The following is a 26,359-nucleotide window of genomic DNA, read 5'->3' on the forward strand; positions in this document are numbered from 1 at the left end:
AGAGATCGGATGTTGTTTTTGTGACTGTATGGTGAGCTGCCGTGGCTGTTCAGAGCAGCCAGGAAGCTGTTTATGGACAGTTTCGGGCAGATATCAATAAAAAAGAAAGGTGAGTACATATTATGAAGAATATGCCAGAATTGAAAATCGGTGTTGTAGCAGTGAGCAGAGATTGTTTCCCGGAGAGCCTGTCCGTATCCAGAAGGGAAGCCTTGATGAAGGCTTATAAGGCAAAATATGGGGAAGAGGATATCTATGAATGTCCGATCTGTATCGTGGAAAGTGAGATCCATATGGTACAGGCTCTGGAGGATATCAAAAAAGCAGGCTGCAACGCTCTGGCAGTATACCTTGGAAACTTCGGACCGGAGATTTCTGAGACCCTGCTTGCAAAGCATTTTGACGGACCGAAGATGTTTGTAGCCGCCGCGGAGGAGACAGGGAGCAACCTGATCCAGGGAAGAGGGGATGCTTACTGCGGTATGCTCAATGCCAGCTACAATCTGAAGCTGCGCGGTGTAAAGGCGTATATTCCGGAATATCCCATCGGGACTGCGGAGGAATGTGCGGATATGATCGCGGAATTCCGTCCTATTGCAAGGGCGGTCATTGGTCTGAGCAGCTTAAAGATCATCAGCTTCGGACCCCGTCCGCTGAATTTCCTGGCATGCAACGCTCCAATCCAGCAGCTTTACAACCTGGGCGTGGAGATTGAGGAAAATTCCGAGCTGGATCTGTTTGAGGCATTCAATAAGCATGCGGGAGACGAAAGGATTCCGGCTGTTGTAAAAGAAATGGAAGAAGAGCTGGGCGCAGGCAATAAGAAGCCGGAGATCCTGGCAAAGCTGGCGCAGTATGAGATCACATTGAGGGACTGGATCAAGGACCACAAGGGCTACCGCAAATATGTGGCGATTGCAGGCAAGTGCTGGCCGGCGTTCCAGACCCAGTTCGGATTCGTACCCTGCTACGTGAACAGCCGTCTGACCGCACAGGGGATCCCGGTATCCTGCGAGGTAGATATTTACGGGGCGTTGAGCGAATTTATCGGAACCGTGGTTAGCCAGGATGCGGTAACGCTGCTGGATATCAACAACAACGTTCCGGCAGATATGTACAAGGAAGAGATTGAAGGAAAGTATTCCTACACCCACAAGGATACTTTCATGGGCTTCCACTGCGGCAATACGGCATCCAGCAAGCTGTCCTTCTGTGAGATGAGATACCAGCTCATCATGGCAAGGTCTCTCCCGGAGGAAGTGACGCAGGGAACTCTGGAAGGCGATATCAAGCCCGGCGACATCACATTCTACCGCTTGCAGAGCACTGCGGACAACAAGCTGCGCGCATACATTGCACAGGGCGAGGTGCTTCCGGTAGCAAGCCGCTCCTTCGGCGCGATCGGTGTATTCGCGATCCCGGAGATGGGCAGATTCTACCGCCATGTTCTGATCGAGGGCAATTATCCGCATCACGGCGCGGTGGCATTCGGCAATTATGGAAAACCGCTGTTTGAGGTGTTTAAGTATATCGGGGTACCGGTAGAAGAAATCGGATATAACCAGCCTGCGGGAGTACGCTATCCGACAGAGAATCCGTGGAAATAAGAAGCAGGACAAAAAGATTTCCAACTGTACGGTTGGAGGCTCTTTGAAGTATCCAACCTGCAGTTGGAGATTATTTTCAGAGCGTGTTTGAACAGGATTCAGGCACGCTTTCATATCATCGTATGCAGAAATGCTGTGTCTCATAGGCTTTCTGCAGACAGGAGAAAGAGAGGAAAAACAGATGTTATATATCGGAGTAGATCTTGGCACCTCGGCTGTGAAGCTGCTTCTTATGGACGAAAAGGGCAAGATCCACAATATCGTTTCGAAGGAGTATCCGCTGTATTTTCCGCATCCGGGCTGGTCGGAGCAGAATCCGGAGGACTGGTATGCACAGTCTGTCAGCGGAATCAAGGAACTGATCCGGGACTGCGATAAGAGCCAGATTGCAGGTATCAGCTTCGGCGGACAGATGCACGGACTGGTCGTATTGGACGCGCGGGATCAGGTCATACGTCCGGCGATCCTCTGGAATGACGGACGGACAGGAAAGGAAACGGATTATCTGAATGGGGTGATCGGAAAGGAGAAGCTGTCGGAATATACGGCAAATATCGCATTTGCAGGATTTACGGCACCGAAGATCCTCTGGATGAAGGAAAAGGAACCGGAAAATTTTGCAAAGATCGTAAAGATCATGCTGCCCAAGGATTATCTTGCCTATCGGATGAGCGGCGTACATTGCACGGATTATTCGGATGCCTCCGGCATGCTGCTTCTGGATGTGCAGAACCGCTGCTGGTCAAAAGAAATGATGGAGATCTGCGGAATCACGGAGGCACAGCTTCCGAAGCTGTTTGAAAGCTATGAAGCGGTCGGCACGGTAAAGGAGGAGCTTGCCAAGGAACTCGGTCTGCCGGAGCAGGTGAAGGTCATTGCCGGGGCCGGAGACAATGCGGCTGCAGCCGTAGGAACGGGAACCGTGGGCGATGGGATGTGCAACATTTCCCTGGGAACCTCCGGGACCATCTTTATTTCCAGCAAGTCCTTCGGAGTGGATGCCAACAATGCGCTTCATTCCTTCGACCATGCGGACGGACATTATCATCTGATGGGCTGTATGCTGAGCGCCGCATCCTGCAACAAGTGGTGGATGGATGAGATCCTGAAAACCACGGAGTACGCAAAGGAGCAGGAAGCAATCCAAAAGCTGGGAGAGAACCAGGTGTTCTATCTGCCTTATCTGATGGGAGAACGCTCCCCGCATAATGACCCGCAGGCAAGGGCGACTTTTATCGGAATGACCATGGATACCACCAGGGGGGATATGACTCAGGCGGTTCTGGAAGGCGTGGCATTCGGACTGAGGGATTCTCTGGAGGTGGCCCGGAGCCTGGGGATTCGGATTGAGCGCACCAAGATCTGCGGCGGCGGCGCAAAGAGTCCGCTTTGGAAGAAGATCATTGCAAATGTAATGAATCTGAAGGTGGATGTGATCGAAAGCGAGGAAGGCCCGGGATACGGCGGCGCAATCCTGGCTGCGGTGGGATGCGGAGAATACAGCAGTGTGGAGGAAGCGGCAGAGAAGCTTGTGAAGGTGGTAGATACCGTGGAGCCGGAGGCGGAGCTTGTGGCGAAGTATGAGGAGCGGTATCAGAAGTTCCGTCAGATCTATCCGACTGTGAAGGGGCTGTTCCGGACGCTGGCGGAATGATTTTGGAGAGCTTAGGGAGAATTACGTTTGATCAATCATTTTATTTTAAATACAGATCTGTTTGTACAGCGATGGAATCCTGCGGGAAGAGCCGTGATACTGTGTCTGTTTTTTGGTGTGCTGACGGCAGCGGCATGGATTGATGGAAAAACAAGGACAATCCCGGATAAGCTTGTGCTTGCCGTATTGGGTGTCAGTCTGTTATCCATTCCTCTTTTTCCGGAGATCGGATTGCCGGACCGGCTGTTTGGCATGTGTTCCGCCAGCCTTCTGCTTCTGGTGCTTACATTGTGTGTACCGGGAGCTTTCGGCGGAGGGGATATAAAGCTCATGGCGGCCTGCGGTGTATTCCTGGGGTGGAGATACAGCCTGCTGGCACTGGGGATTGCGGTATTTTTGGGGGCGGCGTATGGGAGCTGGCGGCTATTCATAAAAAAAGCAGACCGAAAGACCCGGATCGCATTCGGACCGTTCCTGTGTGCGGGCATGGCTGCCGCGGTTCTGTGGGGAGATCCGATGATTTCCATATTTTTTTGATCATGAGGTGTTCCGGATATGCTGATATTCGGAACACCGTTCCTATACGTGACGAAAGCGCAGTTTCAGTTTAGAAGCAATTTCTTGCACAAAGCGGCAAAAAAATTTCCAACCCTGCAGTTGGAAATCTTTTTAAGAACTTTTCTGGTTTCTCCAGGTTAGGAAAATCTTTCCGCATAGTTTTTTACATAATGTTCAATCTCATTCATCTGTTTCGCCGTGTTCGGATTCGAATAGGGAATCCGTCGGATGATCCTGGAGATATAATCATTTTCTACAATGATATCCATACTTTCCCGAAAGTTAATATCAAAAAAATAGGCAATATACGAGACCCAATAATCCATCAGAGTCTTGCGGTCCGCGGAGAGGATGCACTGGTTTCGGAATATAGAAGCATAGATCGCGGAAGTGATCTCCTGTGCCCCGATTTCTTCCGGGGAAGCTCCGAGAAATGTTTCCGTGGCATCGGCCAGCTTTACCCGGCAGTTGTCCAGTTTGTCTGCGTCACGGATGATCCGGGCGTGGAGCAGAGTCCTGGTTTCGGTTACACCGGACAGACAGTAATCGCTGTGCTTTGCAATGGCAGTACGGATAATGGGATCCCAGGTGGTTTCCGGCAGGAATTTTCGGATCATGTGTTCCTCAAAGAGCACCTGCACTCCATAGGCCGCATGATCCATCGTATCAGGCTCGAAGCTGTCAAAACGCCGAAGCTGTTCAAAACGGCCCAGATCATGGAGGAGGGCAATCAGCTTCGCCAGTTCTGTATCTTCATCGGAAAGCCGCATCCGCCGGGCAATACCTGCGGCCTGCCCCACAACGCCGTAGGTATGGATGATCTTTAAACGAACCTTGTCATCCGTGCGGTCATAATCATTTAAGTAGGATTCAAAAATTTCTCTGGCAAATGTATAATTTATCATAGTTAAGCTCCCTGTTTTTTTGTACGGACTGCGATCAGCAATATTCCTCTTAGATTATAGTACAGCTGTTCACAGGATTTCAACAAGGAATTTCACGGTGCTTACGAATGGATATTCATATGGCACGATCCTGTTAGTACATTCAACCATACAGGCTGAATTTTTACAGTTTCAGTGACATATTTTATGGAAATCCGCGCATGCTAAACGGAAAGGCTGTCAGCCGATCATGATAGAGGATTTTATACTATTCCATTTGATCTGCTGTGAGGCTGGCAGTTCCAAATGGAAGATGGCAACAGACGATCATATAAGAGAGGTGCAGCGGCATGCATAGGGAATCAATCTGGCAGCGGTCCACAGCCATACCGGCGAGGCCGGAGCTGCCTGGAAATATCAGCACGGATATTGCAATCGTAGGAGGCGGGCTGGCCGGGATACTGACGGCTCATTTTCTGGAGCAGAGCGGGCGGCAGTGCGTCGTTCTGGAGGCGGACCGGATCGGGAGCGGACAGACCGGGCATACAACGGCAAAGGTGACGTCACAGCACGGCCTGATCTACCAGAAGCTTATGAAATGCGCAGGCAAAAAACAGGCGGAGCAATACGCAAAGATCAATCAGGAGGCGATCAGGAGGTACAAGATCCTGATTGATAAATATAAGATCGACTGCGACTGGGAGGAATGTCCTGCCTGTCTGTATACGAAGGAAAACGGCAGGACGCTGCGGGACGAATACTATGCGGCAAAGGAGTTGGGGCTGCCTGTAGAACTGAAAAAAAGGACAGAGCTTCCGTTTGCAGTGGAGGAAGCTCTGTTCTGTTATGACCAGGCATGCTTTCATCCGCTGAAATTTCTCCAGGCCATTGCGGAAAATCTCCAGGTTTATGAGAAAACAAAGGTGCTGCGGATGAAGCCGCACCTTTTGACAACAAGCAGGGGGACCGTGGAGGCGGAAAAGGTAGTATTCGCCTGCCATTATCCATTTGTCAACCGGCCCGGGTATTATTTCCTGCGGATGCACCAGGAACGGAGTTATGTTCTGGCATTGAAAGAAGCGCAGACCCTGCATGGGATGTACCTTGGCATTGACCGGGACGGGCTGTCCTTCCGGCCTGCCGGGGACATGCTGCTGCTGGGAGGAGGAAACCACAGGACCGGGGAAAATCCCATGGGAGGGCAGTATGAATTTCTGCTACATCAGGCGGAAATGTATTGGCCGGAAAAGTGCTGGAACAAAGAAGAAAGTGTGATCCCATGGTCCGCGCAGGACTGTATGACATTGGACGGGATTCCGTATATCGGGCAGTTTGGAAGGAAGACGGAGGATTGGTTTGTAGCAACCGGATTCGGAAAGTGGGGGATGACTTCGTCTATGGCCGCCGCTGTGCTGCTCACAGATCAGATCTGCAGACGGGAAAATCCATGCGGGGAGGTATTTTCTTCCCAGAGACTTCATCCTGTGACGTCCGCGAAACCCTTTCTTACGGAAGGAACCTATGCGGCAGCGAATTTATTGAAACAAAAATTGATTCCTCCGAAGGAAAAGCTGGATCAGTTAAAACCGGGACACGGCGGGGTGGTAGAGTACCACGGGGAAAAGGCTGGAGTCTATAAAGCGGAGGATGGTCAGGTATTTGCAGTGTCCGTAAAATGTCCCCACATGGGCTGTCAGCTGACCTGGAACCCGGATGAGAAAAGCTGGGACTGCCCGTGCCATGGATCCAGGTTTGACTATCGGGGAAGACTGATCGACGGGCCGGCGCAGACGGCGGTGGACGGGGAGTTCCCGCAGAAATCTTGATCAGGTTGACACGGTGCCGTGCATTCGCTGTATGGCATCTGGTCAATGCAGTGATGGGGCGGAGAGGGCAGATGGACTTTTTCTGAATGACAAAATATTTTCACACAAGCGGGGAGGCATATGATATAATTTTAATATCTGCTCCGTATTTACGTTATTGTTTACACTCTGGCCGGATGCCGTGCGGCGAGTGTACGACACTATATGAACAGCAATGTATTTACACAGATATTAAGATATTTCCCAACAGTTTCTGGGAAACAGATGGAGGCTGGTATATATGGCAATTAAGTCAATCGAAGTCATGAATGTTATGGTATTTAGACGGCAGTGGAGAAATCAGAATGATGATTGCAAGACCGGAATAAAAGCAGGGGATGTGCTCCGCGATGCATTCCAACTGGAATTTTGCGATGGAATCAATGTTTTGATCGGCGAAAATGGAGTGGGAAAGACCACATTGCTTAAGATGATCTATGCAGCCACCCAATGGTCCAATGAACAGACGGATGAAAGAAAGACAAATCGTTTGCTGCATTTTTTCTCAGATAAACTGAAAGATAACGAAGCGTTAAAGAACACGACGAATAAGGAAGATTTTTGTTATTATAAGATTTCTGACGGAGAGCACAGTTTTGAGGACAGCCTTTCTCATAACGGGATTTTCCATTATGACGAATGGCTGGGACTCAATATCCAATCCGTATTTATCCCGACAACGGAAATGCTTTCCCATTCCAAAGGCTTTCTGGCTATGAATCAAAAATACAGTATGCCCTTTGACGGTACACAGGTTGACATTATTGTAAATGCATCGCTGCCGGAAACACGAGAAATTCCGGCTGCTATGAGCGGCATCCTGAATAAAATAAGTGATGCGATTGACGGTACGGTGATTCTGGAAGAGGATTCCTTCTATGTGGTAAAAAAGGATGGGCGAAAGATTGATTTTTCTCTTGAAGCAGAGGGACTGCGGAAACTAGGCCTATTATGGAAGCTGATCCGGAACGGCCTGTTGGAAAGCGGTACAGTTCTTCTGTGGGACGAACCGGAGGCAAATCTGAATCCGGAATTGTACCCGCTTGTTGCTGAAATATTATTGGAATTACAGAAGAATGGAGTTCAGATTTTTGCGGCAACGCATAATTACAATTTTGCAAAATATTTGGAAATCCGGCGCACGGAAAAAGAACAGGTTATGTTCCATAATCTGTATAGAGGAAGTTCGGAATTGCCCGGTGCACTGCAGAAATTATACCTTGAGCAGGAAAAATATGGCAATGAGATATACAGCAGATCAGCATATAGAATGGAAGAACTGGGACCGAATCATATTATGATTGCCGACAATAAGCTTCTGGATGAAGTGTATGAACAGTGAGGATATTATGTCGAAAATATTTGTGGAAGAGAATGGCGTATACGGCATTGACTGTACCGATGCTGTATGGGCTTCCGATCAGATGCACGGAGATTATTATGAAGCAGGTTTACATATCAATGATGTGGATTTTGTGATTGAAAACAGCACAGAGATTCTTTTAGTAGAATATAAAAATGCGAATATTTCGGGAGCGGTGAATCCGGGAGCATTTAATCCAATGGAGGATAAAAAGGTTTCTGTTGCCATACGGAAATTTTATGATTCGCTGCATTATTTGAGGCTGTTGGATAAGACAAAGCCGGTATCGTATGTTTATATTCTGGAATTTCCAAATGGAGATGTAACAATGCGTAAAAGGCTGCGTAACAGGTTGAAGCTGGAATTGCCGTTTGCCCTCCAGGAGAAGATAGGAAATGGCAGAAAGCTGATAGAAAAGCTGGATGTTGTTTCCATAGAAGAATGGAATAAGGATAAAGACTATGGGAAATATCCGATTGCACCGGTAGAACAGGGAATTGTAAAATGACGTTGGGCGAGAATAAGGGGAGGAACAGCGATGGACAACCTGACAATCTACAGAAAGATCATCCCGGAAAAATCTGCCGCTTATGCGGATTTTCCGGATTCTCTGTGCAGGGAGATTCGGGAATATCTGAATACACGCGGCATCCCCCGGCTCTATATCCACCAGGCGGAGATGTATGAGACAGCTATGGGCGGCGCAAACGCAGTCATCACAACCTCAACCGCCAGCGGAAAGACACTCAGCTTCCTCCTGCCGGTTCTGCAGCGGATCCTGGAAAACCCGCTGACAAGAGCGGTGTTTATCTATCCCACCAAGGCGCTTGCCAGCGACCAGTACCGGGCGATACAGCCGATCCTGGAATACTTCGGCCCGGGGCGGATCTCGGCAGGGGTATACGACGGAGACACTGCGCCGGCAGAGCGCAGCCGGATCCGCAAAAGTGCCAATATCATCCTGACCAATCCGGAAATGCTGAACTCTGCGTTTCTTCCGAACCACAGCAAATACGGATTCGATTTTATTTTTTCCAATCTGAAATACATAGTGATCGATGAACTGCATAGCTACCGGGGTGCCTTCGGCGCACACTTGACCAATCTCTTCCGCCGTATGAAACGGATCTGCAATTATTATCAGTCCGCGCCGCAGTTTCTCTGCAGCTCGGCTACCATTGCAAATCCGGTGGAACTGGCGGAACTGATCTGCGGGGCCTCGTTTGCGCTGATCGATCAGGATGGTTCTCCGGCTCCGGAAAAGGAATATCGGATCATTCAGCCTCCCCTGATCAAGGGCTCCCATGACAAGATATACGGGAGAAAGTCGGCTTCGTCCATTGCGTCGGAGGTGGTCTGCCGGTTGGTGGAAAACGAGCGGAATTTCATTGCGTTTGCGAGATCACGGAGAAATGTGGAGGTCATTTTAAAGGAAACCAGGGACAAGCTGGATATGGCTGAATTTTTGGGGAACGAAGGAAGCAGCCGGATTGCGGGCTACCGGGGCGGATATACGCCGCTGGAACGAAAGGAAATCGAGCGGAAGATGCTGGAAGGGGAGTTGTCCGGACTGGTCTCGACCAATGCGCTGGAGTTGGGTATCGACATTGGGAAGCTGGATTCCACGGTGCTTGCCGGCTATCCGGGAACCCGGGCTTCCTTCTGGCAGCAGACCGGGCGGGCCGGGAGAAACGGGGAAAAATGTGTCAACTATCTGATCCTTGCGAACCAGCCCTTTGACCAGTACATTGCGGTCGATCCGGAATGGCTCTTTTCCATGCAGAGCGAAAATGCCATTGTGGATCCGAACAATCTGCTGATCGAGCTGTCCCATGTCCGTGCGGCTGCGGCGGAAATGCCGCTGACGATGGATGATATCGGACTGTTTCCGGACTTGGGGGAGATCCTTCCGGTGCTGCTGAACGCGGAAGAGGTCAAATCGATTTCGGGACGCTTCGCCTGGGCCGGACCGGCATTTCCGGCAGGGGATTACAGCCTGCGGAATATGGATCAGACGCGGTTTAAGCTGATCCTGGATGAAAGCGGGGAATCCGGACAGCAGATACGAGAGCCATCCGGTTCAAGAGTGATCACGGAAATGGACGAATCCCAGGCCTATCACGAACTGCATCCGGGGGCGGTCTATATGCATGAGGGAGCGCTTTACGAGGTGCTGACGCTGGATCTGGTCAGCCGGACTGCCGCAGCCGTCCCATTTTCCGGAAATTACTATACGGTTCCGGCCGGGGAAATGGATACGAAGATCCTGCAGGTATTTGAAGAGACGGAATTTGGGCGGATGCGGGTACATTTTGGGGACATCAATATCAATGAAATGATCTGCATGTTCAAGAAGCTGCAGTTCCATAATCATCAGAACCTGGGATATGTGCAGCTTCCGGAGGTCCTGCAGAAGGATTATGATACCGAGAGTACCTGGATGGAGATTCCTCAGAATGTGATCGAAGTGTACCATAGCCTGCTGCTGCCGAACGCGGCTGGGGAGATGGTGCTGAATGACCATTTCGAAGGCATTTTCCATGCCATAAAGAATGCGGCTATGATGGTTACAATGACGGCACGGGAGGACATTGACGCAGTGATCTCCAGCGGCGTGATGCTCCGGGAGGACTCCGGAGATGCCGGAAATGAACGTGCGCCGAAAGAAGCAGCGAGCCTGGACAATGAGATCATGCCTCTGAATACAAAATCTGAGGAGGGATATCAGTCCGGCCCGGCGCATTCTCAGGAGCCGAATGCGTTCGGGCAGCAGGCTGCGCTGTATATCTATGACAGGTATGAGGGCGGCCTGGGATATTCGGAAAAAATTTATGATCTGGTGCCGCAGATCATTGACAATGCCATCCGCATGGTCAGCGGGTGCGCCTGTGAAAATGGCTGTCCTGCCTGCGTGGGGGATTACAGCCTGGACAAGAACATGGTACTGTGGGGGCTGAAAAATCTGAAAGAAAAGAGCGAACCGCCTCAGTACGGCGGGAAATATGTGGAGAAGGAGCGGCCGATCGTTCGAAAAGAATATGCATTTTCAAAATTGCCGGAACAATGGGCAGAGCTTTGCGAAAATGCGGCGCAAAATGGAGAAGACGGCGCGGCCTTCCTGCAGACCGTAAAACGTGTGGAAGTGTCCGGGCATTGCTTGGTGTTGACGGTTGAGAACGCATTCTATAAAACATGGTTGCAGGAATCAGAAAATATGCAGGAAATAGAAAGCATACTGCGCAGGCATGCACAGTGTCCAACTGATATGAAGGTGGAAGTGACTGCGGAGGAGAATACAGAAGAGAACAAAAAGCGAAAGGAAAAGCTGCAGAGACATTATATGAAAATATGATTGTTTGTGCCGGGGATTGGTATGAACGCAGGCAGGGAAGATTTCTTACTTGTTGATGTAGAAAAAAAGAAAGAATCGAGAATTGATGAAGACAGATTTTAAAGAAGAGTGGAAGCATCTGAATCCATATCAGATGGAAGCGGTGCTGGACGAGTCGCCGTCTTGTGTTGTGAATGCCAATGTGGGCAGCGGGAAGACCACGGTGCTGATCGCGAAAATCCTGTATCTGCATTATGAAAGATCGGTTCCGTTAGAAGAGATGGTTGTTCTGACGTTTACCAATAAGGCGGCGGATGAGATCATCGGCAGGCTGAGAAAAAAGGAAAACGGCCTGTCCGGGGAGCAGGTGCGGGGATTCGGTACATTTCACAGTGTGGCGCTGCATTTGCTGAAAAATCAACTTCCCGTGGAGCAGATGGGATGGAACCGGGAGTTCACGGTGATCAGTCCGGATGAAGAGGCGGATCTGGCGGCGGAGGTGATCGCGGCGCAAAAGCTGAAGGTGAAGTACAAGAACCGATTGAAAAAACGTCTGGAGCAGGAGTATCAGGGATATCTGCGGGGCAAGGAAAGCAGCAGATATAAGGACGATCTGTTTTTGCTGTATCCGCTGCTGGAAGCGGAAAAGAAGCAGCAGAATAAAATGTCTTTTTCCGATTTGCTGCGGGTGTGCACAAAATTGCTGCTGGCCGGGAGAACGGGGAATCCTGTATCAGAAAAGGAAATGTCATATACCAGGGAAGGACGGACAAAGGAATTGCCGGGGGAATATGGGGAAAAGCCGGCATCGCTTTGGCATCCGCAATGGATCATCGTGGATGAAGTACAGGACAGCGATGCGCTGCAGATTGAATTTCTGGAAGCCCTGAAAGAGAAAGATACCAGACTGTTTGCGGTGGGCGATCCGAATCAGGTGATCTATAGCTGGCGGGGAACGGGGGAGAATATGTTCTATCTTCTGAAACATCGTTTTCAGGCAAAGGAGCTGTCCCTTCCTGTCAATTACCGTTCCAGCGCATCCATCTTGGAAGCGGCAAACCGATTCCTGCAGTCCGGCACAGGAATCCAGAGCAGCCGGGAGACAGGGGAAAAGATCATTGTAAAGAACCACTATGATCCATTTCAGGAGGCGGAATACCTGGCGGAGCGGATCTGCGCGCTTCATGACAGCGGCAGGGCATACGGTGAGATCGCGGTATTTTACCGGTTGCAGAAACAGTCGGAGATTTTGGAAAAGGTATTTGAGAGGCAGCAGATCCCCTATGAAGTATCTGTACGGAAGACTGTCAGGGATATTCCGGTACTGGACTGGCTGATCAGGGTGCTGCGGTTTTCTGTCAATCCTGCGGATGGGCAGGTGGGGATGGATGTGCTTGCCGATCCGCAGTACGGGGAAAAGTGTACCCGGGCGAAAGCGAAGAAGATCATTCAGGAACAAAAACGGGACAGTGTTCTGCTGTACCGGAGGATGATGGAGTTTCAGGAGCAGGAAGAATGGAAGAAAAGCGAAACAGTTCCCGGGGCAGCGGAGGTATTTGCGTATTTTGGATTGAAGGAAGCGCTACATCCGACGGCATCTTCCTATTACGAGGATGAAAAGCTGGTGTTAAAGCTTCTGGAAAAAATCTGCCGATATTGCAGAGAAAAAGACTGCGGACTGATTGATGGAACCAGGGAATTTGTGAATCGGTCGGCGCTGTATGGGGTGAATCTGCTGAGCGGGGATGGAGAAACGGAAGAGAGTGATTTTACAGGAAATCATGATGAAATCGGGAATGCTACTTTTCTCAGAGATACTGTGAAGCTGATGACGTTGCATGCATCAAAAGGGCTGGAATTTGAGACTGTATTCCTGATCGGGATGAACCAGGGGCTGATCCCGCTTCACAGCCAGAGTATGGAGCAGGAGGAAGAGGAGCGGAGACTGTTCTTCGTGGGGATGACCCGGGCGAAGGATGAACTGGAACTGTCCTACTATACCAACCCGGGAGAGCCCAGGGTTTCCGGGGAATACAGCCGGTATCTGCGGATGCTCCCGCCTCACCTCCTGGAGTGGGAGGAGTTGCGCGGTGAGGGGGAGAAGAGGAGTAATCTGCAGCGGCTCCGCCGGGAGGTTCAGGAACAGATCCGGGATAAAAGAGAGCAGGAGGAAGAGAAGAAAACAGCCGTGAAGCATGCAAGACACCCGAAGTATGGGGAGGGAATCCTGGTGTCGGAAGATGAGATGATGGTGGAAGTAGAGTTCGCGGGGTATGGGAGGAAGCAGTTTTTGAAAGCATTTGGGGAGGTTACGATCGAAGCGTAGTGGTTTCGTGTCACATCCCGGCTGAATACTATGCTTATAATACAAGCGTTTATTTTAATAATACGTATGAGCCGGAGTGGTTTGATTCCGAACTTGCAAAAGAGATGATACGGGATATTGACGATTCAGAAGTTTTGAGCGGAGAATGTATCAACAGCCCGGTTCTGGGACAAATTCCGCCTGAGCGGTTATCAGGGGGCGTGAAAACATTATTATTGATGCTGAATGAAAACATATAGAATGTGCTTCGGCAAATCAATAGTATATCAATCCTTCAGCAGCCGGAAGAATATATCGGAAGTAGTGAATATGCCAGTTGGGAACAGTTCTTTACCAGATTCCTGACAGATAAAACAAAAGAAAATCCGGTCTGGTGCTATTCCAAGAAAAAACTTGCAAAGGCATATTTGTCCGCAAAAGTGTTCAATGCGGCAAAAAGATTTATGAAGTTCATTATCTGGGATTAAAAAATAGCAGACTCAAAACATCAGGCAGGTCATATAGAAAGACTGCCTGAGTTACAGGGCACGCCTGGTCAAGGTGTGACCTGTAACCTGCCTGATGTTTCGGACAAGATAAAATCAATAATTTCATTGCACAGCTGAATTGATAATGCTAAAATACTGTTTAAGCTAAGAAACTGTATGGAGACATTTCATAAGTATGACTACAATGGAACAGGAGAAGATATGAAAAAGCTGCCGGTCGGTATTGATAATTTTGAAAAACTTCGGACAGAAAATTTTTACTACGTGGATAAAACTGGATTGATAACAGAGTTATTGAATCATTGGGGGGAAGTGAATCTGTTCACCCGCCCAAGGAGATTCGGAAAAACGCTGAATATGAATATGTTGAAAGCATTCTTTGAGTATGGATGCGACAGTACGCTTTTTGACGGATTGGAGATTGCGAAAGAATCAGAGCTGTGCCAGAAGTTTATGGGAAAGTTCCCGGTCATTGCCGTTACTTTGAAGGATACGGAAGCCAGAGATTATGAAGGTGCAAAAGACGCATTGTGTTCTGTGGTTGGAAATGAGGCGCTTAGATTTTCATTTCTGATGGAGAGCAGCCGGCTTACGGAAGAGGAAAAAAAGCAGTATGCGCAGTTGATCAAGATTGATCCGAAGGGGCAGCAGGGATTTATCATGTCCGAGGAAGTGCTCAGGAGCAGCCTTTGGATTCTGTCCCGGCTTCTTTGTAAGCATTATGGACAAAAAGTGATCCTGCTGATTGATGAGTATGATGTTCCGCTGGATAAATCGGATCAGGGAGGCTATTATGATGAGATGGTCAGCTTGATACGAAATATGTTCAGCCGGGCATTGAAAGGAAATGAAAGCCTTAAGTTTGCCATATTAACAGGATGTCTGCGGATTGCAAAAGAAAGTATTTTTACAGGCTTGAATAATTTTAAAGTATTCTCGGTTACAAATGTCCGGTTCCATGAATACTTTGGCTTCACAGACCAGGAAGTGAGAGCGATTCTTAAATTCTATGGGGTAGAGGATGCATACCGGAAAGTGAAAGAATGGTATGATGGTTATAGTATTGGAAATGCAGATGTATACTGTCCATGGGATGTGATTAATTATGTTGATCTGCTGATGTCCGAACCGGACGCAGAACCGCAGGCTTTCTGGATGAATACAAGCGGCAATGAAATTATCCGAAAATTCCTGCAGATGGCCGGTCAGAATACCCGCAGGGAAATTGAGCAGCTGATCTGCGGGGAAAGCATAGGAAAAAAGATCAGACAGGAACTGACATATCGTGATCTGTACAGAAGTGTGGATCATGTTTGGAGCATACTTTTTACTGCCGGGTATCTGACGAAACGCGGAAAAGCAAAAGAAGGCATATACCAATTGGTCATACCGAATCAGGAAATACGAAAAATATTTATTGAACAGATACAGGACTGGTTTCATGATGAGACACGAAAAGATAAAATGAAATTAGACGCATTTTGCGATGCGTTTGTCAAAGCGGATCCAGACACCATAGAGAAGCAGTTTAATATTTATCTGAAGAAAACGATCAGCATTCGGGATACAGCAGTACAAAAGGAAAAAAAAGAAAATTTTTATCACGGCATACTTTTAGGTTTATTAAGCTACCGAGGAGAGTGGGAAATCAGCTCTAACGCAGAATCCGGGATAGGATACAGCGATATACTGGTGGAGGCAGGAGGAGAAAAAGAGACAGGGATCGTGATCGAGATCAAGTATTCGGATAATGGAGACCTGGAGGCGGGCTGTGAAGAGGCCCTGAGACAGATTGAAAAAAAGGAATATGCCGCAAAGCTGATAGAAGACGGCATGGATACGGTTATCAAATATGGAATCGCCTGCTGGAAAAAGAAATGCAAGGTAAGGTGTGCTTCCTGATTCGGGAGTGCGCGCTCGGAAAAACGGAGGTACATCATGAGAGCGATAGGAATTGACATCGGGACCACAACGATCAGTGCGGTCGTTGCGGAGAGCGATTCAAGAAGGGTGGAAAAATCCTTTACGATCAGCAACGGCAGCTTTATAGAAACCGAAAATCCCTGGGAAAAGCTTCAGGACCCGGCGGTGATCCTGAGAAAGTCCGAAGAACTGCTGGAGGATATCCTGAAAGAATATCCAGATATCGGAGTGATCGGACTGACGGGACAGATGCACGGAATCGTCTATACGGATCAGGAAGGCCGGCATGTCAGCCCTTTATATACCTGGCAGGATGGAAGAGGAAATATACCATGCGGGGCCGGCAGAAGTGTCTGCGGGATGCTGGAAGAGACATATGGTGTTAAGCTATATACCGGTTACGGGATGGCAACCCATATCTACAACAGTATGGCAGGGCTGGTGCCTGAGACGGCGGTCAGCCTGTGCACGATCGCGGATTATCTGGGAATGGTGCTGACAGAGAGAAATAGCCCGCTGCTCCACGCAGGAAATGCGGCGGGGCTTGGGCTTTATGATGTCCGGAAATGCCGCTTTCAAAAAGAGGTCTTTGACAATCTGAATCTGGATTGCGGAATGCTTCCGGAAGTGACGGATGAATTTCGGATTCTGGGGAACTGCCGGGGAATTCCGGTCTGCGTCGCGACAGGCGACAATCAGGCGAGTTTCTTTGGCTCTGTGAGAAATGTCCGGAACTCTATTCTGGTGAACATGGGAACCGGCGGCCAGGTATCTGTTTACTCCGAGAAATACTTTGCGGCAGAAGGGGTGGAAACAAGGCTGTTCATCAAGGATAGCTGTATCCTTTGCGGTTCCTCCCTGTGCGGCGGCAGAGCCTATGCGCTTCTGGCAGATTTTTTCAGACAGACAGGAAAGGCAATGGGCGCGGAGGATGTGGATCCCTACCGCATGATGGAGCATCTGCTGGAGACAGAAGAGGAAGGGCAGGAAAGGCTAAACGTAGATACCCGTTTTTCCGGGACGAGAGACTGCCCGGAGCTTAAGGGAAGCATTGGAAATATCGGAACGGAAAATTTTACGCCCGGCGCCCTGACAAGAGGCGTCCTGGAGGGAATGGCCGATGAACTGTATCAGATGTACCTGAAAATGGAAAAGGGGATCGCCGGAGAAAAAAAGACGATGATCGCTTCGGGAAACGGGCTGCGCAGGAACCGGCATTTGCAGGAGATCATGGCCGAACGATTTTCCATGCGGCTGGAGCTGGCAGAGCAAAAGGAAGAAGCGGCATATGGGGCAGCACTGGCCGGGATGATCGCGGCCGGGGCATATCAGCCTGAATTTCTTCCGGTAAAGTAATGAGTGAAACGATGGAACTGTCGCAAAATCATCTACAAATTTATCCTGTGCTATTTGTATAGCATTCGTTTGCGGCAGATCCTGACTGGAAATACGAAAAAAACAGCACGTCTCTTCTGGATTTACAGAGGGGATGTGCTGCTTTTTTACACAATTGCCTGCAAAGAAACCGACAACCGCAGGTTCCATGCATTTGGACAAACGTTCCAATCCGATTTGCCCAGGCCAGGCCCGCCCAAGTCGGATTTACCCAAGCATCGCTTCCTTAGCCTTCGCAATATCGCTCTCATCCTTAAGCGGGAACAGGATATTTGCCAGGATCGCGATAATACAGGTTGCCGTAACAGGATCATTAAAGATGAACTGCAGTGCCGACGGAAGCTGTGCGACAGCCTCCGGGTGTCCGGGTACGCCCATGCCGAATGCGAAAGTCAGTCCCATCACGAGAATATTTCTCTCGCTGAAGCCTGCTTTGGAGATCATCTTGATCCCATTGATCAGGATCATGCCGAATACGGTAATGATCGCTCCGCCGAGTACCGCATTGGGGATGGCTGAAAACAGAGCGCCCAGCTTCGGGAAAAACCCGGATATCATCAGGATAAACGCGCCGGTTGCAATACACCATCTGTTGACCACCTTAGTCATGGAGACGATTCCCGCGTTCTGACCGAAAGCAGTGTTCGGCAGCGCATTGAAGATGGCAGCCGTCGTGGAACCAAGGGCATCTGCGAGAATGGCGCCGGAGGTTTCCTTTTCCGTTGCCTCCCGGTCAAATCCCGCAATCGTGATTCCGGAAGTATTTCCGATGGTTTCCAGTCCGGAGGTTACAAACAACGCCGCGAAGCTGAGGATTGCCGGCAGCTGAAATTCCAGATGGAACTGGAACGGAAGAGGCAGGCCGAACCATTTGGCATCCGCAATGGGTGATGTATCGACCATCCCCAAAACTGCGGCAAGAACATAGCCTGCCACCAGCCCGATCAGGATTGCGGAATTTTTGGCCAGTCCCTTTCCAAAGCGCTGGAGCAGGATGACAATGGCCAGCACGAAGAACGCCACGCCGAGATTCTGCAGGGAGCCGTAACCAGCGGCGCCTGCCCCGCCTGCAAAATAATCCACGCCGATCCCCAGCAGGTTGACCCCGATGGTGACCAGGGTACAGCCTACGACCAGGGGCGGGAAAAAGCGGCGGATATATTTGTAGAAGAAGCCCATAAATACTTCTACCAGGCTTCCCGCCATGCAGCCGCCCAGGACAGCTCCGATCCCGCCTGCCGCTCCGATGGCGGAGGCGGTGGGGACGAAGGTAAACGAGGTCCCCATTACGATGGGAAGCTTTGCTCCCACCTGATAATTCTTTCCAAGTCTCAATGGGTATAACTGGATAAATGTGGTCAGGCCGGATACGAACATGGCGCACTGCACCATGGTGACCGTATCGGCGCCGGATAAGCTGCAGACCCCGGCAATGATCAGGATGGGGGCCAGGTTGGATGTAAACATGGCAAGTACATGCTGCAGGCCCAGCGGAACTGCTGTGGCAAGCCCTGGTCTTCCGTCAAGCTGGTAGACCATTTCACGGTCTCTTTCTTTTTTGTTTTTCGTCTCTTGGATTTCACTCATAATTTATATCCTCCTCTGTAAAAATCATCAAACAGCTTCTCACAAGCTGTACCTGGCGAATCTGCCTGTTGATTTTTACCTGGCTGTTCATAGTAACACCGTTTGATCAGATCCCATTCAGGTAAGCATTGACCAGCTTTCGGCCGATGCGGATCTCTTTTTCCTCATCAATCCCTACAAGTTCCCCGTTTTTCACCACAATCCGGCCATTTACGACGGTACAGTCCACTGCGCCCTTTATGCCGACAGTACCGAGCATGGACTTTACATCCAGGTCGGCGCCGACCAGCTCCAGACGGTTTCTGCGGATCAGGAACAGATCTCCTGCTTTTCCCGTTTCCAGAGATCCGATGTCCTCACGGCCCAGCACCTTTGCGCTGCCGTTGGTGGCTATTTTCAGCACGTCATATCCGCTGGGAGCCAGCTTGCTGGAATGAAGACGGTGCAGCAGGAATGCCGTGCGCAGTTCCTCCAGGAGATTGGAGCCGTCGTTGCTTGCGCTTCCGTCCACTGCCAGGCCAACCGGAACACCCAGCCTCAGCATATCCGGGATCCGGCAGATGCCGGAGGACAGCTTCATGTTGGAGATGGGGCAGTGCGCGACACCGGTTCCGGTTTTTGCCAGCAGCGCCAGCTCCTCATCATTAAAGTGGATTCCGTGTGCGTACCAGACGTCGTCTCCGACCCAATTCATATCCGCCATATAGGACAGCGGACGTTTTCCGTATTTCCCAAGTACATAATTTTCCTCATCTATGGTCTCGCACAGATGCGTATGCAGGCGCACGCCCAGCTCCCTTGCCAGGATCGCGGACTGACGGTAGAGATCTTCACTGGCGCTGAACGGGGAACAGGGAGCCAGCGCCACCATTTCCATGGAAAACGGCGCCGGATCGTGGTATGTTTCTACCGCATTGCGGGAATCCTTTAAGATCTCATCCACGGTCTGAACCACGCTGTCCGGCGGCAGTCCTCCGTCCTTTTTGCTCAGGTCCATGCTTCCCCTGGATGCGTAGAACCGGATGCCCAGCTCCCGTGCCGCGGCAAACTGGGATTCCAGAAGCGTCCCGGAATTGCCGCCGGGAAAGACGTAATGATGGTCAAAGCAGGTGGTACAGCCTGTCTTTAACAATTCGCCCATCCCGGTTATGGAGCTTTGGTAAATGATGTCGCCGTCCAGGTTTTTCCAGATCTCGTAGAGCGTGGTCAGCCAGTCAAACAGCTCCATATTCTGCACCTGGGGCAGATTCCGGCTGAACGTCTGGTAAAGGTGATGGTGCGTGTTGATCAATCCGGGATAGACGATACAGCCGGCAGCGTCGATGGTCTCGTCCGCTGACTTAGGCTCACAGCCCATGTATGTAATGACGCCGTCCTCGATTAGGATATGGGAATCCTCTAATACGGCATCATTTTTATCACAGGTTACAATGGCAGAAGCATTTTTAATCAATAAACTGCTCATGATTTTCCTCCAAATTTATTCCCTCGAAACTTGCTGCGGGGACTTTTACTGAAATAAATCGTGTTTAAATTTTGCTGTGTGAAATTGCGTCGGTATGTCAGTATACCGATCAGATAAGATTCAGGAATGGTATTGCACTATCCCGTGCGCAAAGGAATATGCATATGACAGACGTGTCAGGTTTCGTTTCCCATGTCGGCAGCCAAATTTATGGAAACATAAAAACTGCCGTAACAATCAACTAAAAATCTTCGGGTATCCCAAAGACTTGTAGTCAACTGTTACGGCAGTTGGTAGACACGCTCATCCGATCATGAACTTATACAAGCTAATTTCTAGGTGTCATTATAAGGCGGCTTATGATTGATGTCAAGATGTTTTGAAAAATATGTGAAAAGTGCTGTGAAATGAGAGGGGAAAATTGTGCATAATGACAAGAGAGGGTGCGGACAAACGTAAAAATTGTCAGCAATACCCGAAGGGGATTTACAATTTGTAATATTAATTAATGGTGGAGGCGCAATACTGTATTTAGCAAAAAAGGGCTTCTGCCTCTTTTTCCTTATATGTCATAAAATCACCTTCAAAATGTTCAAGATAAATATGACCAATTTCATGAAAAATTGTCCATCTCTGACGCTGGATACAGTTGTAATTATTAAAGATGTACCATATCTAAGTATAAAACGGATTTTGCCCGGACATCATCGGTTGAGTATAACTGTTGATATAATCAGCAGGATAGAAAATGAATTCAGTAAATTATCGGATGAAGGGAAACTGAAACAAGGGAATGGTGGGTTTTTGCATTGCGGAAAATATGGAGATAAAATTGTACCCAAATAAAAACTTGCCAAACTGCGTTTCTTACTTTAAAATGAAATTGACAATTTAATAATGAAGGTTATTTGAAGAAGGAGACAGAACATGAAAAGAAGAATCACAAGTATTCTTTTGATGCTTACGATGGCAGTATCTGTTGCACTGAGCGGATGCTCAGGTGACAAGAAGGAGCCCGAGTCTACAACGGAAAATGAGCTTCCAAACAGTAAAAACCCGGTCGAGGGTGGAAGTATCAAGGTTGGTATTTCCCAGGATCTCGACAGTCTTGACCCACACAGAGCAGTATCGGCAGGAACAAAAGAGGTTTTATTTAACATTTACGAAGGTCTGGTAAAGCCGGACAGTGATGGTAATTTGATCGAAGCACTCGCAGAATCCTACGAGATTTCCGAGGACGCGAAGGTGTATACATTTACACTCCGCGAAGGCGTGAAGTTTCACAATGGGAACACTGTGACTGCTGAGGATGTTAAATATTCAATTGATAAATGCGCCGATACGTCAAATGGGGATCCATTGGTATCGGCGTATTCTATTGTAGAGAGTGTGGAGATCCCGGATGAGAAGACGGTAGAGATCCATTTGTCAGAGGCCAATACGGAATTTTTGGCGTACATGACCACCGCCATCGTGCCGAAGGATTATGAAGAGTTGGAGACGGATCCCATCGGGACCGGCCCCTTCAAGTACGATTCCAGGAATCCTCAGGAAAATGTGATCATTGTGAAAAATGAGGATTACTGGGGTGAGAAGGCGCATCTGGATGAGGTGGAATTTCGGGTAGTAGCGGATGCTGATATGCTGGTGACCAACTTAAAAGGCGGTTCGATCGATATGGCCATGCGACTGACGACAAGTCAGGCGGCGGAGCTGACAGAAGGCTTCCATGTGGAAGAAGGAACCATGAACCTGGTGCAGGCATTGTATCTGAACAATTCCGTGGAACCGCTGAATAACGAGAAAGTACGGCAGGCGCTCTGCTATGCCATTGATCCCCAGGAGATCATGGATATGATCGCGGACGGAAAAGGCGTGCGGATCGGAACCAGCATGTATCCGGGGCTGAAAAAGTATTTTGACGAGGAATATTCCACTTACTATGAGCAAGACTATGAGAAGGCAAAGGATCTTCTGAAGGAAGCAGGATATGCCGACGGATTTGATCTGGAGATCACGGTCAGCGCGGCGGACAAGCCCCATGTGGACACGGCACAGGTGATCGTGGAGCAGCTGAAAAATATCGGCGTCAATGCGACCATCAAGCCGGTAGAGTGGGAAGCATGGCTGGAGGATGTCTATGCCAACAGCGAATTTGAATCTACAGTGGTCGGAGTGGACGCTTCCAATCTGTCCGCCCGGGCAATGCTGGAACGCTTTACGACAGATGGCCACGGGAATTTCATCAAGTTCAGCGATGAGGAATATGACAGGGTCTTCCAGGAAGCGATCGCGACCACAGATGAAGAGGAGAAGGTAAAGCTGTATAAAGAGGCGGAAGGAATCCTGACCGAGCGCGCGGCAAACGTATATATCCAGGATCTGGCAAATATGGTCGCGATCAGCGACCGGTTCGACGGATATAAGTTCTATCCGCTGTATGTACAGGATATGTCTACTGTTTATGCGGTAGAGTAGGATGCATATTCTGTACATTTCCGAAAGGATTAAACAGATACAGGCACAGTGGTGTCTGTATGAAAATGGTGTATAGAAAAAACAACAGGAGGCAGGTATGAAATATATTATCAAAAAAATTATTGGTCTTATAATCACATTATTAATTGTCAGCATACTTGCCTTCTTTGCGTTTGAAGTGATCCCGGGGGATCCGGCCAGGACCATCCTGGGCACGGAAGCAACGGAAAGCAAAGTGCAGGCACTGCGTGAGGAAATGGGGCTCAACCGCCCCCTGACGGAGCGCTATGTACAGTGGGGAAAGGATTTCCTGACAGGGGATATGGGCATTTCCTACTTTTATCAGATCTCGGTCCGGGAGATGATCGGGGATAAACTTCCTATCACGGTTGCCATGACGGTTCTTGCATTTTGCTTTACGCTGCTTTTGTCGGTTCCGGTGAGTATTCTAAGTGTCCGGTATGAGAACCATTTTTTTGACCGGATGTTTTTGATCCTCAATCAGGTGACTATGTCGATCCCGCCGTTTTTCATCGGGATCATATTCACCGTGATCTTCGGACTGGTATTCCGCTGGTTTACTCCGGGAGGATATGTGTCTTATACGGAGAGCATGTCCGGGTTTCTTAGTTATCTGATCCTTCCGTCTCTGGCGATCGCTCTTCCCAGGGCCGCTATGACAACGAAAATGCTTCGGAACTCTCTGATTGCGGAAATGCACCAGGATTATGTGCGGACTGCCTACAGCCGGGGCAACAGCCCGTGGAGGGTTCTGCTGTGCCATGCATTCCGGAACGGGATCGTCCCGGTGGTCACATTTCTGGGGATGGCGGTTGCCGATATGATCGCAAACAGTATCGTTGTGGAGCATGTCTTCGGGATTCCGGGGATTGGCAGGACGCTGATCGGTTCGATCTCCAAACGGGACTATCCGGTGGTGGAGGCGATCATCGTACTGATCGCGGTGGTGACACTGGTAATGAATACGCTGGTGGACTTGCTGTATCATAGACTGGACAAACGGATTGAGGTGTGAGCGGGAAAGGAGTGGGCAAAACATGAAACGAAAGATAACCTCCTGTAATTTCATACTTGGTGCAGTGATCACGGTTTTCATGCTGGCTTTGATCCTGCTGGGATTCGTCTGGACCCCTTATGATCCGGAGGCCATGCAGGGTTCTTTAAAGCTCCAGCCGCCCAGCCTTTTGCACATTTTCGGTACGGATCAGTTCGGCCGGGATATCCTGAGCCGTGTGCTGTCAGGGGCAGGGAGTACGCTGCTCATTGCCCTGGGAACGATTTTGATGGGGGGAATCGCCGGCATTCTTGTGGGGGCTTTCACCGGATATTTCGGAGGCTGGCTGGATGAAGGGCTGATGCGGGTCAATGACGCAGTAGCCGCCTTCCCGAGCGTCCTGCTGGCACTTGTCATCATTACCCTGCTGGGACCGGGCACCTATAAAGTGATGCTGGCCCTTGGGATCGCATTTATCCCCAGCTTCGCAAGGATCGTCCGGGGAGAATTTTTACGGCTGCGGGAGGCGGATTATGTGACCAGCACAAGGCTGATCGGCGTTTCCACACCGCGGATTCTGTTTGTACACATGCTGCCCAACATCCTGCCGGCGCTTTTGTCCGCCCTTGCGATCGGATTCAACAATGCGGTGCTTGCGGAGGCCAGTATGAGCTACCTGGGGATCGGAGTGCAGCCGCCGGATGCCAGCCTGGGAAGGATGCTCTCCGAATCCCAGACCTATCTGGCAGGTGGGCCGTGGTGCGCGATCTTTCCAGGCGCGTTCCTGGTTCTGCTGATATTGGGCGTGGGACTGTTAGGAGAAGGGATCCTGGATCAGTTTGGAGGTGGAAGATAATGCTGAAGGTAGAAAATCTGTCGATTCATTTTGAAGACCGAAGTGAACGGGAAGAGGTTGTAAAAAATGTCTCCTTTGCAGTGGAGAACGGGGATATCCTTGGAATCGTGGGGGAATCCGGCTCCGGCAAGACGATGACTGCGCTGACCATTGCCGGGCTTTTGAAAAAGCATGCGGTCCTGGACGGAGGAAGGGTCTGGCTGGACGATACGGACCTGCTCGGACTGTCGGAAAAGGAAATGCGTCGAGTCCAGGGAAATGAGATCAGCATGATCTTCCAGGAACCCATGACCGCATTGAATCCTACCATGCGGATCGGGAAGCAGGTGGAGGAAGCACTGCTTCTGCATTCCAGGAGAAGACGCCGGGACAGAGGAGGTCGGCTCCGTATGGAGAGAAGGGAGCAAAGAGAGCTTGCTCTGAGAGCGCTGGAAGAGGTGGAGCTGGAACATCCGGAACAATTGTATAAAAAATATCCTCACGAGCTTTCCGGGGGAATGCGGCAGAGGGTGATGATCGCCGCGGCAATCGTATGCCGCCCCAAGCTGCTGATCGCAGATGAGCCGACCACTGCGCTGGACGTAAGGACCCAGGAAAGCATTCTGCAGCTTTTGAAAAAGCTGAACCGGAAATATGGAATGAGCATCCTGTTCATCTCTCATAACCTGCGGGTGGTCAATACGCTTTGCCGCCGCGTGCTGGTCATGAAGGACGGCCAGGTCGTGGAGGAAGGGGACTGTGCGGAGATCTTTGAGAACCCGCAGTCCGAATATACCAGAGAACTGATCGCGGCTATCCCGGCAAGAACAAGAGAAAATCGGTATTATGAGCTACTGAGGCGCAGGAAGAAAGCAGGTGAGGGCTTTGCTGGAAAAGATTTTGGAAGTGAAGCATGTAAATGCTTATTATAGAGAGGGAAAAACGAGAAGACAGATTCTGGACGATGTTTCTTTTACCCTATATGAGGGGGAGATCGTCGGACTGGTGGGCGAAAGCGGCAGTGGAAAATCCACGCTCTGTAAATGTGTGCTGGGACTTCTGAAAGACTACGAAGGGGAGATTGTCCATTATACGCAGCGTCCACAGATGGTATTTCAGGATCCGTTCAGTGCCTTGAACCCGAGGAAAACCATCGGCTGGATCCTGGAGGAACCGCTGAGGGTAAAAGGCGGATTTAGCAGGCAGGAGCGCCGCAAAGAGGCGGTGGAAATGCTGCAGCGGGTTCATCTGCCGGAGGATTTTTACGAAAGATATCCGCGGGAGCTGAGCGGCGGGCAGAGGCAGCGGGTCAGTATTGCCCTGGCACTGATCACAGGGACGAAGTTCATCCTGGCGGACGAACCGCTCTCCGCATTGGATGTGACGGTGCAGGCGCAGATCATTGCCCTTCTGAAAGAACTGCAGGAGAAAGAAAAAATCTGCTATCTGTTCGTGTCCCACGATCTGGATGTGGTCAGTATGCTGTGCGGGAGAGTTCTGCTTCTCCAAGACGGAAAGGTGTGCAGTCTGGATGAGGCGTAGGCAAGCATGAAAAGAAGGCTCCGGACTGTGCGTTCACTGCATA

General features: G+C 49.8%; 18 protein-coding genes, 1 pseudogene and 1 riboswitch. Of the genes and pseudogenes, 16 read left to right on the forward strand and 3 right to left on the reverse strand.

Translation table 11 applies throughout. The features are described 5' to 3' along the window. Positions 1 to 122: 122 nt before the first annotated feature. From ACTOY7_RS07555 to ACTOY7_RS07565, 3 genes are all read left to right on the forward strand, one after another. Entirely contained in the window at positions 123 to 1,607 is a 1,485-nt protein-coding gene (locus ACTOY7_RS07555) for an L-fucose/L-arabinose isomerase family protein (RefSeq protein ID WP_394684494.1), read from the forward strand. Positions 1,608 to 1,788: 181 nt separating this feature from the next. Further along, entirely contained in the window at positions 1,789 to 3,261 is a 1,473-nt protein-coding gene (gene xylB, locus ACTOY7_RS07560; protein ID WP_394684495.1) for a xylulokinase, read from the forward strand. A 27-nt stretch (positions 3,262 to 3,288) separates the two neighbouring features. Next, on the forward strand, positions 3,289 to 3,798 hold the full coding sequence (locus tag ACTOY7_RS07565; RefSeq protein ID WP_160280209.1) for a prepilin peptidase: 510 nt from the start codon (positions 3,289 to 3,291) through the stop codon (positions 3,796 to 3,798). A 158-nt stretch (positions 3,799 to 3,956) separates the two neighbouring features. On the opposite strand, the gene ACTOY7_RS07570 is transcribed toward ACTOY7_RS07565, so the two are convergent. After that, entirely contained in the window at positions 3,957 to 4,724 is a 768-nt protein-coding gene (locus tag ACTOY7_RS07570; protein ID WP_300884275.1) for an HD domain-containing protein, read from the reverse strand. Between the two features lie 329 nt (positions 4,725 to 5,053). Here ACTOY7_RS07570 and ACTOY7_RS07575 point away from each other — a divergent pair, with 329 nt between their 5' ends. The 8 genes and pseudogenes from ACTOY7_RS07575 to ACTOY7_RS07610 all read left to right on the forward strand — a co-directional run bounded on the left by ACTOY7_RS07575 (position 5,054) and on the right by ACTOY7_RS07610 (position 17,355). Continuing rightward, entirely contained in the window at positions 5,054 to 6,529 is a 1,476-nt protein-coding gene (locus tag ACTOY7_RS07575) for an FAD-dependent oxidoreductase (protein ID WP_160280207.1), read from the forward strand. Between the two features lie 280 nt (positions 6,530 to 6,809). Next, positions 6,810 to 7,910, forward strand: coding sequence for an AAA family ATPase (locus tag ACTOY7_RS07580; RefSeq protein WP_160280204.1), 1,101 nt, complete (start codon positions 6,810 to 6,812; stop codon positions 7,908 to 7,910). A 7-nt stretch (positions 7,911 to 7,917) separates the two neighbouring features. After that, a complete protein-coding gene (locus ACTOY7_RS07585) occupies positions 7,918 to 8,439 on the forward strand; it encodes a hypothetical protein (RefSeq protein WP_160280202.1) in 522 nt (173 codons plus the stop codon). Between the two features lie 30 nt (positions 8,440 to 8,469). Next, positions 8,470 to 11,283, forward strand: a complete 2,814-nt coding sequence (locus ACTOY7_RS07590; protein ID WP_482670399.1) for a DEAD/DEAH box helicase — start codon at positions 8,470 to 8,472, stop codon at positions 11,281 to 11,283. 85 nt (positions 11,284 to 11,368) lie between these two features. Then, complete coding sequence (locus ACTOY7_RS07595) at positions 11,369 to 13,588, forward strand: ATP-dependent helicase (RefSeq protein ID WP_482670400.1); 2,220 nt, start codon at positions 11,369 to 11,371, stop codon at positions 13,586 to 13,588. Beyond that, positions 13,588 to 13,818, forward strand: a pseudogene (locus ACTOY7_RS07600) (DUF4869 domain-containing protein); the annotation flags it as partial. The gene ACTOY7_RS07595 and the pseudogene ACTOY7_RS07600, both read left to right, overlap by 1 nt. A 414-nt stretch (positions 13,819 to 14,232) precedes the next feature. Then, a complete protein-coding gene (locus ACTOY7_RS07605) occupies positions 14,233 to 15,978 on the forward strand; it encodes an AAA family ATPase (RefSeq protein ID WP_300825139.1) in 1,746 nt (581 codons plus the stop codon). A 36-nt stretch (positions 15,979 to 16,014) separates the two neighbouring features. Continuing rightward, complete coding sequence (locus ACTOY7_RS07610; protein ID WP_482670401.1) at positions 16,015 to 17,355, forward strand: sedoheptulokinase; 1,341 nt, start codon at positions 16,015 to 16,017, stop codon at positions 17,353 to 17,355. 246 nt (positions 17,356 to 17,601) lie between these two features. Here the strand turns inward: ACTOY7_RS07610 and ACTOY7_RS07615 are convergent, their stop codons facing one another. Beyond that, complete coding sequence (locus ACTOY7_RS07615; RefSeq protein WP_482670402.1) at positions 17,602 to 18,981, reverse strand: uracil-xanthine permease family protein; 1,380 nt, start codon at positions 18,979 to 18,981, stop codon at positions 17,602 to 17,604. Positions 18,982 to 19,087: 106 nt separating this feature from the next. After that, complete coding sequence (locus ACTOY7_RS07620) at positions 19,088 to 20,446, reverse strand: 8-oxoguanine deaminase (RefSeq protein WP_300884282.1); 1,359 nt, start codon at positions 20,444 to 20,446, stop codon at positions 19,088 to 19,090. A gap of 251 nt (positions 20,447 to 20,697) precedes the next feature. After that, positions 20,698 to 20,793: riboswitch (purine riboswitch) on the reverse strand. A gap of 580 nt (positions 20,794 to 21,373) precedes the next feature. Here ACTOY7_RS07620 and ACTOY7_RS07625 point away from each other — a divergent pair. From ACTOY7_RS07625 to ACTOY7_RS07645, 5 genes are all read left to right on the forward strand, one after another. Continuing rightward, positions 21,374 to 22,924, forward strand: coding sequence for an ABC transporter substrate-binding protein (locus ACTOY7_RS07625; protein WP_482670403.1), 1,551 nt, complete (start codon positions 21,374 to 21,376; stop codon positions 22,922 to 22,924). A gap of 97 nt (positions 22,925 to 23,021) precedes the next feature. Next, complete coding sequence (locus ACTOY7_RS07630) at positions 23,022 to 23,960, forward strand: ABC transporter permease (protein WP_394683254.1); 939 nt, start codon at positions 23,022 to 23,024, stop codon at positions 23,958 to 23,960. Positions 23,961 to 23,982: 22 nt separating this feature from the next. Then, entirely contained in the window at positions 23,983 to 24,795 is an 813-nt protein-coding gene (locus tag ACTOY7_RS07635) for an ABC transporter permease (RefSeq protein ID WP_160280188.1), read from the forward strand. After that, complete coding sequence (locus ACTOY7_RS07640; protein WP_160280186.1) at positions 24,795 to 25,706, forward strand: ABC transporter ATP-binding protein; 912 nt, start codon at positions 24,795 to 24,797, stop codon at positions 25,704 to 25,706. The genes ACTOY7_RS07635 and ACTOY7_RS07640 overlap by 1 nt, the downstream gene beginning before the upstream one ends. Further along, a complete protein-coding gene (locus tag ACTOY7_RS07645) occupies positions 25,651 to 26,316 on the forward strand; it encodes an ABC transporter ATP-binding protein (RefSeq protein ID WP_300884283.1) in 666 nt (221 codons plus the stop codon). Before ACTOY7_RS07640 ends, ACTOY7_RS07645 begins: the two co-directional genes overlap by 56 nt. Positions 26,317 to 26,359: the final 43 nt, after the last annotated feature.

The organism is Schaedlerella sp. (assembly GCF_056796775.1).

What these genes read in the sequence shown, in the direction of transcription:
- ACTOY7_RS07640 (WP_160280186.1), top strand. Translation starts at nt 24,795, where the DNA reads ATGCTGAAGGTAGAAAATCTGTCGATTCATTTTGAAGACCGAAGTGAA.
- ACTOY7_RS07595 (WP_482670400.1), top strand. Translation starts at nt 11,369, where the DNA reads ATGAAGACAGATTTTAAAGAAGAGTGGAAGCATCTGAATCCATATCAG.
- xylB (WP_394684495.1), top strand. Translation starts at nt 1,789, where the DNA reads ATGTTATATATCGGAGTAGATCTTGGCACCTCGGCTGTGAAGCTGCTT.
- ACTOY7_RS07630 (WP_394683254.1), top strand. Translation starts at nt 23,022, where the DNA reads ATGAAATATATTATCAAAAAAATTATTGGTCTTATAATCACATTATTA.
- ACTOY7_RS07625 (WP_482670403.1), top strand. Translation starts at nt 21,374, where the DNA reads ATGAAAAGAAGAATCACAAGTATTCTTTTGATGCTTACGATGGCAGTA.
- ACTOY7_RS07585 (WP_160280202.1), top strand. Translation starts at nt 7,918, where the DNA reads ATGTCGAAAATATTTGTGGAAGAGAATGGCGTATACGGCATTGACTGT.
- ACTOY7_RS07615 (WP_482670402.1), bottom strand. Translation starts at nt 18,981, where the DNA reads ATGAGTGAAATCCAAGAGACGAAAAACAAAAAAGAAAGAGACCGTGAA.
- ACTOY7_RS07605 (WP_300825139.1), top strand. Translation starts at nt 14,233, where the DNA reads ATGGAGACATTTCATAAGTATGACTACAATGGAACAGGAGAAGATATG.
- ACTOY7_RS07555 (WP_394684494.1), top strand. Translation starts at nt 123, where the DNA reads ATGAAGAATATGCCAGAATTGAAAATCGGTGTTGTAGCAGTGAGCAGA.
- ACTOY7_RS07610 (WP_482670401.1), top strand. Translation starts at nt 16,015, where the DNA reads ATGAGAGCGATAGGAATTGACATCGGGACCACAACGATCAGTGCGGTC.
- ACTOY7_RS07575 (WP_160280207.1), top strand. Translation starts at nt 5,054, where the DNA reads ATGCATAGGGAATCAATCTGGCAGCGGTCCACAGCCATACCGGCGAGG.
- ACTOY7_RS07620 (WP_300884282.1), bottom strand. Translation starts at nt 20,446, where the DNA reads ATGAGCAGTTTATTGATTAAAAATGCTTCTGCCATTGTAACCTGTGAT.
- ACTOY7_RS07635 (WP_160280188.1), top strand. Translation starts at nt 23,983, where the DNA reads ATGAAACGAAAGATAACCTCCTGTAATTTCATACTTGGTGCAGTGATC.
- ACTOY7_RS07590 (WP_482670399.1), top strand. Translation starts at nt 8,470, where the DNA reads ATGGACAACCTGACAATCTACAGAAAGATCATCCCGGAAAAATCTGCC.
- ACTOY7_RS07580 (WP_160280204.1), top strand. Translation starts at nt 6,810, where the DNA reads ATGGCAATTAAGTCAATCGAAGTCATGAATGTTATGGTATTTAGACGG.
- ACTOY7_RS07570 (WP_300884275.1), bottom strand. Translation starts at nt 4,724, where the DNA reads ATGATAAATTATACATTTGCCAGAGAAATTTTTGAATCCTACTTAAAT.